Here is an 18,744-nt window from a genome sequence, read left to right on the forward strand (position 1 = left end):
CATTCAAGGTTGCAGGTGTTCAGCGACCGGCCCCAGGGCCAGCGCGGGCACATACGTCAGCGCGCCCACCAGCAGCACCGCGCCGATCAGCAGCACGACGAAAAGCGGGCCGGTGGTGGGCATGCTGCCGGGGCCGGCGGGCAGGCGCCGCTTGGCCGCCAGCGAGCCGGCCATGGCCAGCACCGCCACGATCACGGCAAAGCGGCCAAACCACATCGCGATGCCCAGCAGAACGTTGTAGAAAGGCGTGTTGGCCGATAGCCCGGCAAACGCGCTGCCGTTGTTATTGGCGGCCGATGACAGTGCGTACAGGATTTCCGAAAAACCGTGGATGCCCGGATTGAGCACGCCCGCCTGGCCCGCCGATACCGACACGGCCAGCGCGGTGCCGCCCAGCACCAGCAAGGGGGTGACAAGGATGATGATGGACACCATCTTCATGTCGTAGGCTTCGATCTTCTTGCCCAGGTATTCGGGCGTGCGTCCGATCATCAAGCCGGCGATGAACACCGCCAGCACGGCGAAGGCCAACATGCCGTACAGCCCGGAGCCCACACCGCCGTAGACCACTTCGCCCAACTGCATCTGCAACATCGGCGGCAGGCCGCCCATGGCGCTGAACGAATCGTGCATGCCGTTCACCGCGCCGCACGATGCCGCCGTGGTGATGATGGCAAAGAGCGACGTGGCCGCGATGCCGAAGCGCGATTCCTTGCCTTCCATGTTGCCGCCCGGCGCCAGGGCCGTCATGGCGCTGTCCGCGCCGGCTTGCGCCGCCATGGGGTTGGGCTGCTGTTCGAAGTAGGCGGTGGTCAGCGCAAACGCGGCAAACAGCACCGTCATCGCGGCCAGGATGGCGATGCCCTGCCGACGGCTGCCCACCATTTCGCCAAAGGTGAAGCACAGCGCGGCGGGAATCATCAAGATGGCCAGCATCTGCATGAAGTTCGCCAGCGGCGTGGGGTTCTCGAACGGGTGCGCGGAATTGGCATTGAAGAAGCCGCCGCCGTTGGTGCCCAGCAGCTTGATGGCTTCCTGCGAGGCCACGGGGCCCATCGCCAACGTTTGTGTCGAGGTGACGGCCGGGTCCGTCACGGCCTGGCCGGACGCGTCCAGCACCGGCTGGCCGTCGGCGCCCACGCGCGGCTGTTCGTAGTGCAGGGCCTGCACCGTCTGCACGTCTTGATACGGGCTGAAGTTCTGGATGACGCCCTGGCTGACCAGCAACAGCGCCAGCACGAACGACAGCGGCAGCAGCACGTACATCGTGCAGCGAACCATGTCCGCCCAGAAGTTGCCCACCGTGGCCGAACAGTGGCGCGACAGGCCGCGTATCAACGCAAACAGCACGGCGATGCCGGTGGCGGCCGAGACAAAGTTCTGCACCGTCAGCGCCAGCATCTGCGTCAGGTAGCTCATGGTGGATTCGCCGCCGTAGCCTTGCCAGTTGGTGTTGCTGACAAAACTGATCGCGGTGTTCAGCGCGGAATCCGGGCTGACGGCGCCCAGGGCGGCAGGGTTCAGCGGCAGCATGCCTTGCAAGCGCTGCAAGCCATAGACGACCGCGATGCCGACCATGTTGAACACCAGCACGGCCACGGCGTAGCGCTTCCAACCCATTTCGGCCTGCGGGTCAATGCCCGCAAGCCGGTAGATGCCGCGCTCCAGCGGGCGGCCCCAGGCGGTCAGCCTGGATTGCCCGTTTTCCATGGCGACGCGGATGTAGCGCCCGAGCAGCGGCGCGATCGCAAGCAGGATTGCCAGGTACAAGGCCAGCAATCCGACGAATTCGGCGGTCATCAGAATTTCTCCGGTTTGAACAGCGCCACCAACAGGTAGACGAACAGCACGGCCGCGGTCAGGCCGCTAAGCCAGTAAAGCCAGTTCATGACGGCTCTCCTCCGGACAGGGCTGCGCAAAATTGCAGCAGGGCTAGCGTCGCGCCGGCCATGACGGCGAAGGCGGCGATATAGATGGCATCCACGTTTTTCCTCCCGGGAGCAGCGCTCCCTTCGAACGACGGGCCTGCGCGGCAAAGGCGGATGCGCGCCGGGGCAGGCCAGGTGACCAATCAGGACACCGGCAGGTTACGGAGCGGGGGGTAAAAACGGGATATAGGTTGGGCGGGCGGGTGTAAACAAGAAATAAAAATGGCGCGGCGTCCGGGGCGGACCAGGGGGCTAATGGGCCGGACCGGCGCGCCCGATTCCGGGCATGGCGCGGTGGCGGCCGTCATATTGCGGGACGCGCCAGATTCCTGAATTCGGCTCAATTCCGGCTTTTTTGCCAAAAAATCCCAATATTTAGAACTTTCCGGTCAAATGGCACCGTTGTGGTGCGAGGAATATGTAAATGAATGCTCCGTCTTAGGGCATTCCCCTAGTGTGGCATTCCCGCACTTGGTGCAGAATCTCTTCCCATGCAGGTGAGGAGACAAAGCCCTGCATGGGCAAATACCGGCGGCACCGGTACATAAAAAAAGTAAAGCAGTACTCAAAAAAAGCAAAACGCACAACGGCTGGCACCAAAGAGTGCCAGCCGTTGTCGCATAAAAAGCCTGGATTTCATCCGCAAGGGCTTTTCAGACGCAGCGTTTCGCGCTATCCAGATAGGGTCTGAAAACATCCTAGCTATGCCGAAATCCCGCGCATCTCTTTCCCCGCCTATCACCACCCCCTATTGGCGCCGCAATCTGCGGCTGATTCTGTTGCTGCTTGTGGTCTGGGCGGCACTGACGTTCGTGCCCGCATTCTTCGCGCGTAGCCTGAGCTTTGATTTCATCGGATGGCCCTTCGCGTTCTGGATGGCGGCCTATGGCGCGCCGTTGGCATATCTGATCATCGTTGGCGTCTACGCGCGGGTCATGAACCGCGCCGATGAAGCCGCCGAGGCGGCGCTCGATGCGGGCGGTGGAGGGGGCGCTGAAGTGGAGACCCCTGCGGGCGGCAACGGCAACGGCAACACCCCCGGCAACGGCGATCGCGCGGGCGGGGGCCGCTGATGCCGTTCAGCGGAGATACCCCACAGGAATTCAAGATCCGGCTACGCCGTATCTACGTGCTGTACACGGCCGGCTTTGCCCTGATGATCCTGCTGATGGCGCTGGCCGAGGTCCTGGGGATGCCGCGCAACTGGATCGGCTACGTTTTCCTGCTGGTCACGGTCAGCCTGTATGCCGGTATCGGCATCGTCTGCCGCACGTCGGACCAGGTCGAATACTACGTGGCGGGCCGACGCGTGCCCGCTATCTATAACGGCATGGCCACGGCGGCCGACTGGATGTCGGTGGCATCGTTCATCGGCGTGGCGGGCACCCTGTACCTGACCGGCTACGGCGGGCTGGCCTACATCATGGGCTGGACGGGCGGCTACGTGCTGGTCGCCATGTTGCTGGCGCCTTACCTACGGCGCTTTGGCCAATACACCATTCCCGACTTCATGGGCGCGCGCTACGGCGGCAACATGCCCCGGCTGGCGGGCGTGGCCTGCGCCATCCTCTGTTCGTTCACCTACCTGGTCGCGCAGATCTACGGCGTGGGCATCATCACCACGCGCATGACGGGTATTTCGTTCGAGCTGGGCATCTTCGTGGCGCTGGGCGGCATGCTGGTGTGTTCGTTCCTGGGCGGCATGCGCGCCGTAACGTGGACGCAGGTGGGGCAGTACATCATCCTGGTCATCGCCTACCTGGTGCCGGTGGTGTGGCTGTCGGTCAAGCATACGAACATGCCGGTGCCGCAATTGTCGGCCGGCGTGGTCTTGCAGCAGGTGACCGAAAAAGAAATCTATCTGCAAAACGATCCTTCCGAAATCGAGGTGCGGCGGCTGTGGCAGCAGCATGCCGATGAAATGGCGTCGCGCGTACAGGCCCTGCCCGAATCTTGGACCCTGGAAAAGGACAAGCTGCGCAGCCGGCTGGCGCAATTGAACGCGTCGGACGCGCCGATGGTCGAGATTCGTTCGGCCGAGCGCGAGCTGGCCGCCTACCCCGCCAGCGTGGAAGACGCGCGGGTGGCGTGGTCGCAGGCACGCGCCACGTTCGAGGCGCGGGCCGCCCCGGCCACCCCTCACGCGGAACCCTTTCCCGCCAAAGACCCCGAAGAACAGCGCAACATGCGCGTCAACTTCCTGGCGCTGGTCTTGTGCCTGATGCTGGGCACGGCGGGCATGCCGCACATTCTGATGCGTTCATACACCACGCCCTCGGTGATCGAGGCGCGCAAATCGGTGTTCTGGTCACTGCTGTTCATCCTGCTGCTGTACTTCATGGCGCCCGCGCTGGCGCTGCTGGTCAAGTACGAGGTCTATACGCAGGTGGTGGGGTCGAACTTTCTCAGCCTGCCCAATTGGGTGCATGCCTGGAGCGCGGTCGACAGCAACCTGCTTGACGTGACCGACATCAATCGCGATGGCGTCGTGCAGCTAAGCGAGATCAGCATGGGGGCGGACGTGGTGGTGCTGGCGATGCCCGAGATAGGCGGCTTGCCTTATGTGATTTCGGGCCTGGTGGCGGCCGGCGGGCTTGCCGCCGCCTTGTCCACGGCCGACGGCCTGCTGCTGACGCTGTCCAATTCCTTGTCGCACGACATGTGGTACCGGATGGTGTCGCCGCGCATGTCGGCGGCGCGCCGGGTAATGGTGTCCAAGATACTGTTGCTGGTGGTGGCGTTTGGCGCGGCCTGGGTCGCCGCGCGCAAGCCTGCCGACATCCTGTTCATGGTGTCGGCCGCGTTCTCGTTTGCGGCCTCGTCGTTCTTTCCTGCCCTGGTCATGGGCGTGTTCTGGCGCCGCGCCAACAAATGGGGCGCTACCTTGGGCATGGCGGCCGGGCTGCTGGTTACCTTTGCCTACATGACGCATACGCATCCGTGGTTGCGCGAATGGGTGCTGGGCATTTCACGCACGCAGCCGGTGGACCTGTGGTGGGGCATCCAGCCGATTGCCGCTGGCGTGTTCGGCGCGCCGGTGGCCTTCCTGACGATCATCGTGGTGTCGCTGCTGACCCCGCCGCCGGACCGTGCCACCTTGGCGCTGGTGGATTATGTGCGGCATCCGGGCGCGCGCCATCCCGGCGATTCGCTGCCGCCCCCCAACAATTCCTAGGGGGCACCGCAGGCATTCGCCTGCCGGTTGTCGGCGTTGGTGCACGCTTCCCACACGCCTGGGGGCAGCGTCTGCAATAGCGTGTAGACCTGGCCCGGCGCCCACAGCCAGTGCACGCCGCCGGGGTTTTTCCCTGCCGCTTCCCAGACTTGGCGGCGCTGCGCCACGCTAAGGGTGAATTGGCCGTCCGGGCCGCTATTGCCCTGCGCCAGGATGGACGATGGATCGCGCCTGGCGCCGTAGACGTCGCCGTCATCGCCCTTGGGCTGCACGATGGCCCAGTCGTAGTGATACGACTCCATGGCCGGCGCCGCCCAGTTCGCGCCGGGCAACACCAAGACGGCAAATTCGGATGGGCGTTCCTGATAGGGCAGCCCCAGCATCAACTTTTCGTTGTGCCAGTCCAGCCGTTGGCGACGATAGCGCTGGGCGGGTTGGCCTTGCTGATCGAACTGCGTGACTTCCCGGGCATCGCCCTGGTTTTCCACATACGAAATCGTGCGCAGCAGCCGACCGGCGGCATCGTGTACATAGCGCATCAGCGGTCGAGACGGGTCGCTGCAAGCGTTGGCGCCATGTTCCGCCAGCCATCCGTTGCTGTCATAGCGCAGACAGAAATAGGCCGAGGGGTTGGGCCCGCCCTGCGCATTCCGAGAACGCATTTCGTAGCCCGCAAGCCGGCCGGCGCTGTCGTATTGAAAGCGGGTTTCGTAGTAGGGCTTGGGCAGCCCGGGCCGCCCGGCGGCTTGCGCTGCCTGGAGGGTGCCGGGGTCGAATTGGGCGATGCCGCACAGGTGGCGGACGCCGTCGGGGCCGCGCTCGAACCGCAGCACGGTGGGGCCGAGCGTGGCGTTGGCGATGGGGTTGGCCTTGGACCCCGCGTTGATGGGGGCGGGAGACGCGGCCCCAGACGCGGGGGAGGCGTTCGCCATCGGGTCGGTCACATACACCGACCAGTCCACCTGCTCGGCCCAGATGACGGGCGTGGCGCGTGTGCCCGTTTGCACCGCAACGGGCGGTTCCCAGGTCTTGATGCGCGAGCCGTCCAACGCCAGCAAAGTGGCGGTTTCGTCCAGCCGTACCTGGGCCACCACCGTCTCGCGCTGGGCCGATGCGGCCATGGGCTGGCACAGCGCGTGCGCCCACGTGGACGCGCACGACAGCCCGGTCAGCAGCAGCAGGCGCAAGGTGCGATCAATAGGCGGCATTGTGCAGGTAGACGATCAGGCCCCAGAGTTCGCTGCTGATGCCGCCCAGGCGCAACGCCTTGTCGCGCGTGTCCATCAGCAGGAAAGGGTAGGCGTCGCGTTCCAGCTTGCCGGGCGGGGGTAGCCGGTAGGGCTTGAAATGCTCGGGTGACAGCAGGTAGGTATTGGCCATGTCGCCCACGTCCACGTGCAGGTACCAGACGGTCAAATCGCCGACATCGACGGCGGGCGTGGTCTCGGGGTAGACGCCGCCCTGGCCGGCCGGGATGGCGGTGGCCAGCACGCCCGTGAACACCGCGCGCGACCCGGCTTGCGGATAGTACAAGCCGTCGTCGCCGCGCCGCGTGAAGGTTTGGCGCAGGAAGCTGGCAGCGCGCGAACCCGGCACGACGGAGCGTGCAAAGCGTTCGTCCAGCTGCGCCTCGGTCAGCGGGCCGCGCGTGGCGGCAAGCGCATCAAGATCGTGGGTGAATGCCTGGAACCAGGCGCGGTAGCGGACGAGTTCGGCGGCGCGGTTGAAGTCCTGCGCCATGGCGTTGGCGCTCCAGAGCCCGCCCAGGCAGGCCAGGCTGACGAAGCACAGCCAGGCAAGCCATCGGCGCCAGAGCGGCATTCTGGCCACGCGCCAGCAGGCCGCGCCGGACAATTCCGCGTCACATACAGCGGCTGCACCCCCCGCGGCAGGCGCGGTCAATGGGATACCGACTTCGAAAATACGTTCATTACCACCACGCCGGCGATGATCAGGCCGATGCCAACCAGCGCGGGCGTGTCCAGGTGCTGCTTGAACAGCACCGCGCCCACGATGGAGATCAGCACGATGCCCACGCCGGACCAGATGGCATAGGCGATGCCCACCGGGATCTCGCGCAGCGTCAGAGACAGGAAGTAGAACGAAATCAGGTAGCCGCACACGGTGATCAGCGACGGCACCAGACGGGTGAATCCTTCGGAACCCTTTAGCGCGCTGGTGGCGAAGATCTCGGCGATGATCGCCACGCCCAGGTACAGCCATTTCATTTGCGCGACCCTTCGGATTGCCGCAGCAGCACCAGCAGCGCACCGGCGCCGCCTTCGCGTTCGGGGGCCTCGGAAAAAGCCAGCACTTCGTTCTTTTGCACCAGCCAGGTCCGCGCCTTGTCTTTCAGCACGGGCTCCAGCCCTTCGGATCCGTAGCCTTTGCCGTGCACGATGCGCACGCAGCGGATGCCATGGTCCTGGCATTCGTCCAGAAACGACAGCAGCGCGTGGCGCGCCTGTTCGACGCGCAGGCCGTGCAGATCCAGTTCAGCGCCCGCGCGCCATTGGCCGCGCCGCAGGTTGCGCGCGGTGTCCGGCGCCGCGTCACCACGCACAAAGGCGGTGCCGCCTTCGGACAACAGGTGCGTAATTTCGCCACCATCGGATACGCCCACATCGGCGCGCGACGGCGTTTCGCCCAGCGCGTTGGCCCGGCGTAACGCCGGGGCAGGTTCCGCCACGGGTTTGTGTTCAACCCGGGCGTCCTGCTTGATCGGCGTGACGGACTTCATCGTGCGCTGAAACGCCGCCATGTCATCCATGGGGGCGGTTTCAGGCTTCTTGATGGCGGCAACCCGCTTGGCAAGCGCTTCCCGTTCGCGCTCGGTTTGCAGGTCTTTCTTCAGGCGTTTCAGGTCGGCCAGGCCGACCTTACTGCCCCGCATTCTCCAACCACCGTTGGGCGTCCAGCGCGGCCATGCAGCCCGTCCCGGCGCTGGTGATGGCTTGGCGATAGACGTGGTCCTGCACGTCGCCGGCGGCGAACACGCCGGGCACGGACGTCATCGTGGCCATGCCGGACAAGCCGCTCTTGGTGACGATGTAGCCGTCCTTCATTTCCAGCTGGCCCTGGAAGATTTCCGTGTTGGGCTGGTGGCCGATGGCGATGAAGGCGCCGGTGACCGGCATGTCTTCCGTGACGCCGGTGTCCACGTGGCGTACGCGCACGCCAGTTACACCGCTGTTGTCGCCCAGCACTTCTTCCAGCGTATGGAACAGCTTCAGTTCCATGTTGCCGTTCTCGACCTTGGACATCAGCTTGTCCACCAGGATGGGCTCGGCGCGGAACTTGTCGCGGCGATGGATCAGGGTGACCTTGCGGCAGATGTTGGACAGGTACAGGGCTTCTTCCACGGCGGTGTTGCCGCCGCCGACCACGACCACGTCCTGGTTGCGGTAGAAGAAACCGTCGCAGGTGGCGCAGCCCGACACGCCGCGGCCCATGAAGGCCTCTTCAGAGGGCAGGCCCAGGTATTTGGCCGATGCGCCAGTGGCGATGATGAGGGCGTCGCAGGTGTAGATCTTGCCTGTGTCGCCGGTCAGCGTGAACGGGCGCTTGGACAGGTCGACCTTGGCGATGTGGTCAAACAGCATTTCGGTATTGAAGCGTTCGGCGTGCTTCTGGAAGCGCTGCATCAGGTCCGGACCTTGGACGCCATCCGCGTCGGCGGGCCAGTTATCGACGTCCGTGGTGGTCATCAACTGGCCGCCTTGGGCCAGGCCGGTCACCAGGACGGGGCTCAGGTTGGCGCGTGCCGCATAGACGGCCGCCGTGTAACCGGCGGGGCCGGAACCGAGTATCAAAACTTTAGCGTGCGTGGGCGTGGACATGGGCGGGTATCTTTAGGTTAACGCCCAATTATAATGAGCCGCATGCCGCGTATCTCGACTGCTTCCCCGCGCGCCTCGCGCAACACCCGCAACGGGCCTTCGCCGCTACAAACGCGTATCTCCGCGTTGCTGCGTGAAGCCCGCTGGATCCTATTTGCCGCCCTGGCGGCCTGGCTGACTCTGGTGCTGGCCACCTGGAGCGCGTCCGACCCTGGCTGGTCGCACTCGGTGCCAGGCGACGTGGTGCGCAACCACGGCGGCCGCCTGGGCGCCTACCTGGCCGACATCCTGCTCTACCTGTTCGGTTTTTCCGCCTGGTGGTGGGTAATTCTGCTGCTGCACCGGGTTCGCGCGGGCTACCGGCGCCTGGCCAGCCAGCTTAAGGTAACTAACAGTAAGCAACCGGAAGTGCTGCCGCGCGTCCATTGGGAAGAGGGCATCGGCTTCTTCCTGCTGCTGGTGGGGTCGCTGGGCATGGAAGCCCTGCGCCTGTCCAGCCGGGGCACGCACCTGCCCGGCGCGTCCGAAACGGCCAGCGGCGCCGGCGGCGTCATCGGCCACACGCTGGCCGACTTGATCAGCCGCAGCATCGGTTTTACGGGCAGCACGCTGGCCTTTTTGGTCATGCTGGCCATCGGCCTGAGCCTGTTTTTCTCTTTTTCGTGGTTGGCGGTGGCCGAACGCGTGGGCTCCTGGCTGGAAGGCCTGGTGCGCCGCGTCCGTAATTCCTACGCCGCTCGCGAAGACCGCAAGGTCGGCCAGGTGGCCAAGGCCGTGCGTACCGAGCAAGTCGTGGCCAAGCAGGAAAAACTGGTGCACGAACAGCCGGTGCGGATCGAACCCGCCATTACGGTGGTGCCCAAGTCCGAGCGGGTCGAAAAGGAAAAGCAGCAGTCGCTGTTCTTCGCGCCCGCCGGCGGCGCCGAAGGCGACCTGCCCGCGATCAGCCTGCTGGACCCCCCGCTGACCAACCAGGAAACGGTGTCGGCCGAAACCATCGAATTCACCTCGCGTCTGATCGAAAAGAAGCTGGCCGACTTCGGCGTGTCGGTCACCGTGGTGGCGGCGCAGGCCGGCCCGGTCATTACGCGCTACGAAATCGAGCCCGCCACCGGCGTCAAGGGCAGCCAGATCGTCAACCTGGCCAAAGACCTGGCGCGCGCCTTGAGCCTGGTCAGTATCCGGGTGGTGGAAACCATACCCGGCAAAAACCTGATGGGCCTGGAATTGCCCAACCCGCGCCGCCAGATGGTCCGCCTGTCGGAAATCCTGGGGTCGCAGACTTATCACGCCAGCCATTCCGTCGTGACGATGGCGCTGGGCAAGGACATTGCCGGCAACCCGGTCGTGGCCGACCTGGCCAAGATGCCCCACCTGCTGGTGGCGGGTACCACGGGGTCGGGCAAGTCGGTGGGGATCAACGCCATGATCCTGTCCCTGCTGTACAAGGCCGACGCTTCGCACACGCGCCTGATCCTGATTGACCCGAAGATGCTTGAAATGAGCGTCTACGAAGGTATTCCGCATCTGCTGGCGCCGGTTGTCACCGACATGCGCCAGGCCGCCAACGCGCTGAACTGGTGCGTGGGCGAAATGGAAAAGCGCTATCGCCTGATGAGCAAGATGGGCGTGCGCAACCTGGCGGGCTACAACACCAAGATCCGCGACGCCATCAAGCGCGAGGAACCTATCCCGAACCCGTTCTCGCTGACGCCCGACCAGCCCGAGCCGCTGGCGCCGCTGCCCACCATCGTGGTGGTCATCGACGAATTGGCTGACCTGATGATGGTGGTGGGCAAGAAGATCGAAGAACTGATCGCCCGCCTGGCGCAAAAGGCGCGCGCTGCCGGTATCCACCTGATCCTGGCCACGCAGCGCCCCAGCGTGGACGTCATCACCGGCCTGATCAAGGCCAACATCCCGACGCGCATCGCGTTCCAGGTGTCGTCCAAGATCGACTCCCGCACCATTCTTGACCAGATGGGCGCCGAAACCCTGCTGGGCCAGGGCGACATGCTTTACATGCCGCCGGGCACCGGCTTGCCCGTGCGCGTGCACGGCGCGTTCTGCAGCGACGATGAAGTGCACCGCGTGGTGGAAAGCCTGAAGGCACAAGGCGAGCCCAACTACATCGAAGGCCTGCTGGAAGGTGGCGTCGAGGGCGATAACGGCGAAGGCGCCAGCAGCGTCACCGGCATCGGTGGCGACGCGGAATCCGACCCGATGTACGACCAGGCCTGCGAAGTGGTGCTCAAGCATCGCCGCGCGTCGATTTCGCTGGTGCAGCGCCACCTGCGTATCGGTTACAACCGCGCGGCCCGGTTACTGGAGCAGATGGAGCAATCGGGTATGGTGTCGGCGATGCAGTCCAATGGCAATCGCGAGATCCTGGTCCCCGCCGCTGCCGCCGCCCGAGAGGAAGCCTGATGAAGACGTTTCACCGCCTGGCCGTTGTCGCCGCCCTGAGCCTGGCGCCCGCGCTGACGTTCGCCGCCAGCGCGCAAGAGCAGTTGAAGTCGTTCGTGGCCACGGTCACCTCGGCCACCGGTTCGTTCTCGCAATACACCGTGAACAACCAGGGCCGCACGCAGCCTGCCCAGATCGGCGTGTTTTCATTCCAGCGCCCGGGCAAGTTCAAGTGGGCGGTGCAAAAGCCCTATGAACAGCTGGTGGTGTCCGACGGGCGCGTGCTGTTCCAGTTTGACCCCGACCTGGCGCAGGTTACCGAACGCAAGGTGGACGCCGCCATCGGCACGTCGCCGGCCGCGATCCTGTTCGGATCGGGTTCGCTGGAACAGTCGTTTGATGTGTCGGCCTTGCCGTCCAAGGACGGCGTGGACTGGCTGCGCGCCAAGCCGCGCACGGCGGATGCGGGCTTTTCGCGCGTGGACATCGGCATGAAAGACAACCTGCCCGTGCGGGTCGAGCTGCTGGATTCGTTTGGCCAGACGACGCGCGTGGACCTGTCGTCCATTGCCGCCAACCCCAGCCTGCCCGCCAAGGAATTCCAGTTCACCGCGCCCAAGGGCGTGGACATCGTCAAGATGTAAGGCCGCGCCGCGCGCCGGCAGGCGCGTGGCCGGCGATTCACCGCATCAAGGGCGCTTGTACGCCACGCAATCGATTTCCACCTTGGCGTCCACCATCAGGCTGGACTGCACGCAGGCGCGGGCGGGCGGATTTTCACCGAAGTATTCCTTGAACACCTTGTTGAACGACGGGAAATCGCGCGCGTCGTCCAGCCATACGCCGCAGCGCACGACGTGTTCCGGGCCGTAGCCCGCTTCCTTCAAGATGGCCAGCAATTGCTGGATGGCCTTGTGGCATTGCGCCACCGTGCCGCCCTCAATCACTTCCCCGTTTTCCATCGGCACCTGGCCGGATACGTGCAGCCAGCCGTCGGCGGCGACCGCGCGCGCGAACGGCATGTGCGAACCGCCCTGGCCGGTGCCGCCACCGACGCCGTAGCGGGTGATGCCGTTTTGATCGGGGGTGGGAGTGTTGCTCATGGAGGTGCTCCTTAATTCGTAGTGGGCAAGGAAGATTCGGGCAAGGAAATTCAGGCCAAGGCCGAATAGGGCGAGGCCGCCGCGAAGCTGGCGCGCAAATCGCCATTGCGCGGCAGCCAGCGGCCCGCGCGTTCGCCGGTGGCCTGGCCGTGCCGGTAGGACAGCGCGCCGTTGACCCACACGGCCTCGATGCCAGCGGCCGTTTGCACCGGCTCGGCGAAGGTGGCGCGGTCGATGACGGTATCGGGATTGAACAGCACCAGGTCGGCGTGATAGCCCTCGCGCACCAGGCCGCGATCAGCCAGGCCGAAGCGGGCGGCGGAAAGACCGGTCATCTTGTGTACGGCCTGGATCAGCGGCAGCAAACCCACGTCGCGGCTGTAGTGACCCAGCACGCGCGGAAACGCGCCCCACAGGCGCGGGTGCGGCATCGGGTCATTGGGCAGGCCGTCGGACCCCACCATCGTCAATGGATGCGACAGGACGCGGCGCACGTCGTCCTCGTGCATGTTGTGATACACGGCGCCGGCCGGTTGCAGGCGGCGCGCGGCGTCCAGCAAGGACACGCCCCAGTCGGCCGCCACGTCGGCCAGCTTGCGCCGCGCCTGCTCGGGATGCGGCACCGACCACGTGATGTCGATATCGAATTCGTCGGTCACCTGCTTCAAATCCAGCGTGGACGAGCTGGCCGAATACGGATAGCAATCGCAGCCCACATGCTGCATGCGGCCTGCGTTTTCCAACGCGAACAGCACTTCCTTCGTGCGGCCCCAATTGCCCGCGCCCGCGCATTTCAGGTGCGACACCACCACCGGCACGCGCGCGTGCCCGGCAATGTCGAAAGCTTCCTGCATGGCATCCAGAATGGCGGCGAACTCGGAACGCAGGTGCGTGGTGTACAGCGCGCCGAATTCATCCAGGGCTTCGGCCAGCAACTTGACTTCAGCGGTGTCGGCTTCAATGGCGGACGCATAGGCCAGGCCGGTGCTCAGGCCGATGGCGCCGTGCGCCAGCGCATCGCGCAGCTGTTCGCGCATGGCCAGCACTTCGTCGCGCGTGGCGACGCGGTCCAGGCGGTCCATGTGGTTGCTGCGCAGGGCGGTATGGCCGACCAGCGCGGCCACGTTCACGGCCGGACGCGCCGCTTCGATGGCGCGCGTGTAGTCGCTGAACGAGGGGTAGTTGAAGTCTTCACGGCCACCCAGCAGGTTCATCGGATCCGGCGGGTCGGCGCGCAGCGACACGGGCGAGGCGCTGATGCCGCAGTTGCCCACCACCACGGTGGTCACGCCCTGCGACAGCTTGGGCAACATGCCCGGAGTGCGGATCACGTTGGTGTCGTCGTGCGTGTGCACGTCGATGAAGCCGGGCGCCAGCGCCAGGTCGGTGCCATCGATGATCTGGCGTGCCTGCGCGCCCGGCAAGGCGCCGATGGCTGCGATGCGGCCGTCGGCCAGCGCAACGCTGGCGCGGTACTCGGGGCCGCCGGTGCCGTCCAGGATACGGACGTTGCCGATAAGGGTGTCGTACATCTTGGGTTCCAGGTTCAATCGCCCAGCGGCAAGCGGTTGGGGCCACCACGGTGTTCGTCCAGCGCCAGCTTGATGCGGCGCAGGCGTTCGCGGTTTTCCTCTTGGTTCAGCATGGCCAGTTCGGTGGACAGCAAGTCGATGGCCAGCATCATCGCGTAGCGCGATGCCGAGGGTTTGTAGATGAAGTCGGTTTCGTCCGTGCGGATGGGCAGCACCACATCGGCCAGCTTGGCCAGTTCGGACGTGGCGTCGGTGATGGCGACGATGCGGGCGCGATACTGCTTCACGATGCGGGCCGCGCCAAGGATTTCCGGCGTCAGGCCCGACGCCGACAACACCAGCACGGCGTCGTGCTCGGTAAGCGTGGCGGCCACCATGCGCAGCAGCACGGCATCGCTGTACACCGCGATGGGGTAGCCCAGCCGCACCAGCCGCGACTGCACTTCCTGCGCCAGCACGGCCGACGCGCCGCCCATGCCGAACACGTAGATCATCCGCGCGCCGTCCACGATGGATGCCGCCTGTTCGAATAGCGGTTCGGTGAACGTGGGCAGATGCGCGCGCAAGGTGCTTTCGATGTCGGCGTAGATGCGTGCGTAAAAGGTGCTTTCCTCGGCCGGCGCGCTGGGGTCCAGAAAGCGGCTGCCCACCGTGCTGGCCTGCGCCAGTTTCATTTTCAGGTCACGCGTGTCGTCGCAGCCCACGGTGCGCGCAAAGCGCGAAATCGTGGCGATGCTGACCCCGGCCTTGGTGGCCAGCTGGTCGACGGTGGCGCTGGCGCCCCAGATGATGTCGTCAAGAATGGCGTCGGCCACCTTGCGTTCGGTCACGCTCAATGCGTCCCGCCGACTGCGTATCTGGAAGACGATGTCGCGGATGATGTCCATGTGGGGTTTCCTGGGTCTGATCGGGTCGTGCAATGCGCTAGGCCGCCAGCTCGGGGGCGTCCAGGCGCGAACAGGCCACGAAGTGGCCCGCGCCCACCTGGACGGCTTGCGCCTCGATGGTGGCGCAGGCGTCGATCGCGTGGGGGCAGCGCGTGCGGAACACGCAGCCGGACGGCGGATTGACCGGGCTGGGGATATCGCCCTTGAGCAGAATACGCGATCGCGGGGCGCGCGGATCCGGCACGGGCGCGGCCGACAGCAGTGCGCGAGTATAGGGGTGGCGCGGCCGTGCATAGACTTCGCTGGTCGGCCCGCGTTCCATCACGCGGCCCAAGTACATGACGACGACTTCATCGCACAGGTAATCCACCACGGCCAGGTCGTGCGCCACGAACAGCATGGTCAGGCCCAGGTCGCGTTGCAGGTCTTGCAGCAGGTTAAGCACCTGCGCCTGCACGGATACGTCCAGCGCCGACACCGGCTCGTCCGCCACGATGAAATCGGGTTCAACGGCCAGCGCGCGTGCGATGCCGATGCGCTGGCGCTGTCCGCCCGAGAATTCATGCGGGTAGCGGCGGCTGTGGTCCGCGTTCAGGCCCACGCGTTCCAGCAGTTCGCCGATGCGCGCGGCGCGGCGATGTTGCGCCAGCTTGTGCGTGTCCAGCGCTTCGCCCAGGATCTCGGCCACCGTCATGCGGGGGTTGAGGCTGGCGTACGGGTCCTGGAACACAATCTGCATGCGGCGGCGCCACGGCAGCATCTGCTTTTCATTTAGATGCGTGATGTCGGTGCCGTCAAACAGCAGGCGGCCGGCGGTGGGCTTGAACAGGCGCAGCAACGCGCGGCCCGTCGTGGTCTTGCCCGAGCCCGATTCGCCGACCAGGCCGACGATGGTGTTGCGCGGCACATCGAAGCTGACGCCATCCACGGCACGCACGACCGGCGCATTACGGGCTTGCGACGTGGGAAAGTGGACCTTCAGGTCTTCAATGCGGACCAGCGGGTCTTGGGCCCGCACGGTGGCTTGGGGGCTAGTCATATCGGATTCACCTTGATGCAGCGCGCGCGGTGTTCCGCTTGCACCGCAACCAGTTCGGGCACGGCGGCGCGGCAATCGTCCGCCGCCAGTTCGCAACGCGGGGCGAAGGTGCAGCCGGCGGGCAGCGACAGCACGCTGGGTACGTTGCCGGGAATGGCGCGCAGCCGTTCGCCCGAAGCCAATAGCGCGGCCGTGGGCAGGCAGGACAAGAGGCCGCGGGTGTACGGGTGCGTGGGTTTTTCGAACAGGTCGTAGACACCCGCGTCTTCCACCACGCGGCCGGCGTACATGACGGCGACGCGGTGCGCGATTTCCGCCACCACGCCCAGGTTGTGCGTGATGAACAGGATGCTCATGTTCATTTCTTTTTGCAGGCGGCGCAGCAGGTCCAGAATCTGCGCCTGCACCGTCACGTCCAACGCGGTGGTGGGCTCGTCGGCGATCAGTACCGCCGGGTTGCAGGCCAGCGCCAGGGCGATCATCACGCGTTGCCGCATGCCGCCCGACATCTGGTGCGGATATTCGTTGACGCGCCGGTCGGCGGCCGGGATCTCCACGCGTTCCAGCATTTCGCGGGCGCGGCGGATGGCCGACGCGTACGAGCCGCCTTCGTGCTGCAACACGGCTTCGGCGATCTGGTCGCCCACCGTGTACAGCGGGTTCAGGCTGGTCATGGGTTCCTGGAAGATCATGGCGATTTCGGCGCCGCGTATCTTCTGCAGGGTGGCGGACGAAGCGCGTGCCAGGTCATGCTGCACGCCCTGGCGGTCGCGAAACAGGATCTTGCCCGCTTCGATGCGGCCCGCTGGTTTGGGCAACAGCCCCATGATGGACAGGCTGGTCACGGATTTTCCGGAACCGGATTCGCCTACGATGGCCAGCGTTTCACCGCGCGCCAGATCAAAGGTGACGCCGTCCACGGACTTGGCGATGCCGTCGCGGCTGTGGAACCAGGTCTTGAGCCCTTCCACGGACAGCACGACGTCTCGGTTGCTTGACGTCATGATTACAGCTCCTTGCGCAGGCGCGGGTCGAGTACGTCGCGCAGCCCGTCGCCCACCAATTGCAGCGACAGCACGGACAGCACGATGGCGATGCCGGGGAAAATCATGATCCAGTCCGCCGACCCCATGTATTGCTGGCCGGCGTTGATCATGGTGCCCCAGGTGGGGATGTCGGGCGAAACGCCCACGCCCAGGAACGACAGGCCGGCTTCGGCCAGAATCGCGTAGGCGAAGATGAACGTGCCTTGCACCAGAATGGGCGACACCAGGTTGCGCAGCACGTGCACGGTGACGATGCGCCACGTGGGCACGCCCAGCGCGCGGGCGGCTTCCACGAACGGCAATTCACGGATCACCAGCGTGGAGGCGCGCACGATGCGGGCCAGGCGGGGCGTGTAGACGATGCCCAGCGCAATCACTACGTTGATCAGCGAGGGGCCCAGCGCGGCCACCAGCGAAATGGCCAGCAGGATGTCGGGAAACGCCATCATGGCGTCGATCAGCCGCGAGACAAACTTGTCGGCCGAGCGGAAGAAGCCGGCGATCAGCCCCAGCGCGATGCCCAGCACGCTGGACACGATCACGACCGAAAAGCCCACCATCAGCGAGAGGCGGCCGCCGTAGATGACGCGGCTGAAGACGTCGCGGCCAAAGTCGTCGGTGCCGAACCAGTGCGCGGCGCCCGGCGCCTTCAGCCGGTTCATGATGGACAGCTTGAAGGGATCGTAGGGGCTTACCCACGGCGCCAGCAGCGCGGCGGCCACCAGCACGATGATGACGATCAGACTCAGCAGCACGGTCTTGCGCGACACCAGCAGGCGCAGCACCTGCCAGCGGTCGGCGCCGCCGGCGGATTGGGGGGAAGTTGCAATAGCCATATCAGTAGCGCACCCGGGGGTCGACCAGCAGGTAGAGCAGGTCGATGATCAGGTTGATCAGGACGTAGATGGCCGCGATGATCAGCAGCGCGCCCTGGATGACGGGGTAGTCGCGGCGCAGCACCGCCGACACCACCAGACTGCCCACGCCGGGCAGGCCGAACACGGTCTCGGTCACGACCGCGCCGCTGATCAAGAGCGCGGTGGTCAGGCCCAGCACGGTCAGGATGGGAATCAGCGCGTTGCGCACGGCGTGCTTCAGGATGACCTTGCTTTCCGGCAGGCCCTTGGCACGCGCGGTGCGCACGTAATCGTCGCGCAGTACGTCCAGCATGCTGGCGCGGATAAAGCGGGTGATCAGCGCCGAGTTGACCAGGCCCAGCACCACGGCGGGCAGGATCAGGTGCGACAGGCGAGTGGCCAGCGAGGCGTCCGGGCCGCCATAGCCCGACACCGGCAGCCAGCCCAGCTTCACCGAGAAAATCTGCATCAACAGCAGGCCCAGCCAGAAGCTGGGCACGCTGGAGGTAAACATCGAGAACGACAGCACCGACTGGTCCAGCGTGGTGCCGCGTTTGACCGCCGACAGGATGCCGACCGGCAGCGCGATGGCGCTGGCAATCAGCAGCGACATCAGCGTCAGCAAAATAGTGGGCTCGGCACGGTCAGCCAGCGCCGACAGCACGGGCTTGTTCATGAAGATGGACTGGCCCAGGTCGCCTTGCACCAGCTTGCCCAGCCACGATACGTATTGCAGCGCCATGGGCTGGTCCAGCCCCAGTTGCGCGCGCAGCGCGGCGATGTCCTGCTGGCTGGCCTGTGGCCCAAGCATCACGGCCGCCGGATCGCCGGGTGTGACGCGAATGATGACGAACACGATGGTCGCGACGATAAACATCACGGCCACCAGCCCGACCAGCCGGTTCAAAAGATAACGCAACACGATAGAGTCC

General features: G+C 65.5%; 18 protein-coding genes. 4 read left to right on the forward strand and 14 right to left on the reverse strand.

Annotated elements, in window-relative coordinates:
• Positions 1-3: 3 nt before the first annotated feature.
• Entirely contained in the window at positions 4-1,800 is a 1,797-nt protein-coding gene (gene kdpA / locus KYT87_RS05515; protein WP_104143622.1) for a potassium-transporting ATPase subunit KdpA, read from the reverse strand.
• Positions 1,800-1,889 carry a K(+)-transporting ATPase subunit F gene (gene kdpF, locus KYT87_RS05520; protein ID WP_046803392.1) on the reverse strand — a complete coding sequence of 30 codons (90 nt, stop codon included), beginning with the start codon at positions 1,887-1,889 and terminating at the stop codon, positions 1,800-1,802. The genes kdpA and kdpF overlap by 1 nt, the downstream gene beginning before the upstream one ends.
• 743 nt (positions 1,890-2,632) lie before the next feature.
• Between kdpF and KYT87_RS05525 the strand changes: the two genes are divergently transcribed.
• Both KYT87_RS05525 and KYT87_RS05530 read left to right on the forward strand, forming a co-directional pair.
• Positions 2,633-3,001, forward strand: coding sequence for a DUF4212 domain-containing protein (locus tag KYT87_RS05525; RefSeq protein ID WP_255593940.1), 369 nt, complete (start codon positions 2,633-2,635; stop codon positions 2,999-3,001).
• A complete protein-coding gene (locus tag KYT87_RS05530) occupies positions 3,001-5,103 on the forward strand; it encodes a sodium:solute symporter family protein (protein ID WP_120154112.1) in 2,103 nt (700 codons plus the stop codon). The genes KYT87_RS05525 and KYT87_RS05530 overlap by 1 nt, the downstream gene beginning before the upstream one ends.
• Here the strand turns inward: KYT87_RS05530 and KYT87_RS05535 are convergent.
• From KYT87_RS05535 to trxB, 5 genes are all read right to left on the reverse strand, one after another.
• Positions 5,100-6,311, reverse strand: coding sequence for a hypothetical protein (locus KYT87_RS05535; RefSeq protein ID WP_219991804.1), 1,212 nt, complete (start codon positions 6,309-6,311; stop codon positions 5,100-5,102). The genes KYT87_RS05530 and KYT87_RS05535 overlap by 4 nt on opposite strands.
• Positions 6,298-6,924 (reverse strand): hypothetical protein, encoded by a 627-nt coding sequence (locus tag KYT87_RS05540; protein WP_219991805.1) that lies wholly within the window; start codon positions 6,922-6,924, stop codon positions 6,298-6,300. The genes KYT87_RS05535 and KYT87_RS05540 overlap by 14 nt, the downstream gene beginning before the upstream one ends.
• A 77-nt stretch (positions 6,925-7,001) precedes the next feature.
• Positions 7,002-7,331, reverse strand: a complete 330-nt coding sequence (locus KYT87_RS05545; protein ID WP_046803388.1) for a multidrug efflux SMR transporter — start codon at positions 7,329-7,331, stop codon at positions 7,002-7,004.
• A complete protein-coding gene (locus KYT87_RS05550; RefSeq protein WP_046803387.1) occupies positions 7,328-7,996 on the reverse strand; it encodes a Smr/MutS family protein in 669 nt (222 codons plus the stop codon). Before KYT87_RS05550 ends, KYT87_RS05545 begins: the two co-directional genes overlap by 4 nt.
• Entirely contained in the window at positions 7,983-8,942 is a 960-nt protein-coding gene (gene trxB / locus KYT87_RS05555; RefSeq protein ID WP_104143627.1) for a thioredoxin-disulfide reductase, read from the reverse strand. Before trxB ends, KYT87_RS05550 begins: the two co-directional genes overlap by 14 nt.
• Before the next feature lie 42 nt (positions 8,943-8,984).
• Between trxB and KYT87_RS05560 the strand changes: the two genes are divergently transcribed.
• The gene (locus KYT87_RS05560) at positions 8,985-11,369 is read left to right on the forward strand and encodes a DNA translocase FtsK (RefSeq protein ID WP_120154118.1); all 2,385 of its coding nucleotides are present in this window, start codon (positions 8,985-8,987) and stop codon (positions 11,367-11,369) included.
• Positions 11,369-11,992 carry an outer membrane lipoprotein chaperone LolA gene (gene lolA / locus KYT87_RS05565; RefSeq protein ID WP_219991806.1) on the forward strand — a complete coding sequence of 208 codons (624 nt, stop codon included), beginning with the start codon at positions 11,369-11,371 and terminating at the stop codon, positions 11,990-11,992. Before KYT87_RS05560 ends, lolA begins: the two co-directional genes overlap by 1 nt.
• Before the next feature lie 45 nt (positions 11,993-12,037).
• Here lolA and KYT87_RS05570 read toward each other — a convergent pair whose 3' ends face one another.
• Genes KYT87_RS05570 through KYT87_RS05600 form a run of 7 tightly spaced genes read right to left on the reverse strand, consistent with a single transcriptional unit; the run spans position 12,038 to position 18,734 of the window.
• Complete coding sequence (locus tag KYT87_RS05570; RefSeq protein WP_104143630.1) at positions 12,038-12,451, reverse strand: RidA family protein; 414 nt, start codon at positions 12,449-12,451, stop codon at positions 12,038-12,040.
• A 50-nt stretch (positions 12,452-12,501) separates the two neighbouring features.
• Positions 12,502-13,983 (reverse strand): amidohydrolase family protein, encoded by a 1,482-nt coding sequence (locus KYT87_RS05575; protein ID WP_046803382.1) that lies wholly within the window; start codon positions 13,981-13,983, stop codon positions 12,502-12,504.
• 14 nt (positions 13,984-13,997) lie between these two features.
• The gene (locus KYT87_RS05580; RefSeq protein ID WP_046803381.1) at positions 13,998-14,870 is read right to left on the reverse strand and encodes a MurR/RpiR family transcriptional regulator; all 873 of its coding nucleotides are present in this window, start codon (positions 14,868-14,870) and stop codon (positions 13,998-14,000) included.
• Positions 14,871-14,907: 37 nt separating this feature from the next.
• On the reverse strand, positions 14,908-15,909 hold the full coding sequence (locus KYT87_RS05585) for an ABC transporter ATP-binding protein (protein ID WP_104143633.1): 1,002 nt from the start codon (positions 15,907-15,909) through the stop codon (positions 14,908-14,910).
• Positions 15,906-16,913 (reverse strand): ABC transporter ATP-binding protein, encoded by a 1,008-nt coding sequence (locus tag KYT87_RS05590; protein ID WP_104143635.1) that lies wholly within the window; start codon positions 16,911-16,913, stop codon positions 15,906-15,908. Before KYT87_RS05590 ends, KYT87_RS05585 begins: the two co-directional genes overlap by 4 nt.
• A 2-nt stretch (positions 16,914-16,915) precedes the next feature.
• Positions 16,916-17,791, reverse strand: a complete 876-nt coding sequence (locus KYT87_RS05595; protein WP_046803378.1) for an ABC transporter permease — start codon at positions 17,789-17,791, stop codon at positions 16,916-16,918.
• Position 17,792: 1 nt separating this feature from the next.
• Positions 17,793-18,734 carry an ABC transporter permease gene (locus tag KYT87_RS05600; protein WP_046803377.1) on the reverse strand — a complete coding sequence of 314 codons (942 nt, stop codon included), beginning with the start codon at positions 18,732-18,734 and terminating at the stop codon, positions 17,793-17,795.
• Positions 18,735-18,744 lie beyond the last annotated feature (10 nt).

It is taken from the genome of Achromobacter sp. ES-001, assembly GCF_019448355.1.
Classification (GTDB): domain Bacteria; phylum Pseudomonadota; class Gammaproteobacteria; order Burkholderiales; family Burkholderiaceae_B; genus Achromobacter; species Achromobacter spanius_B.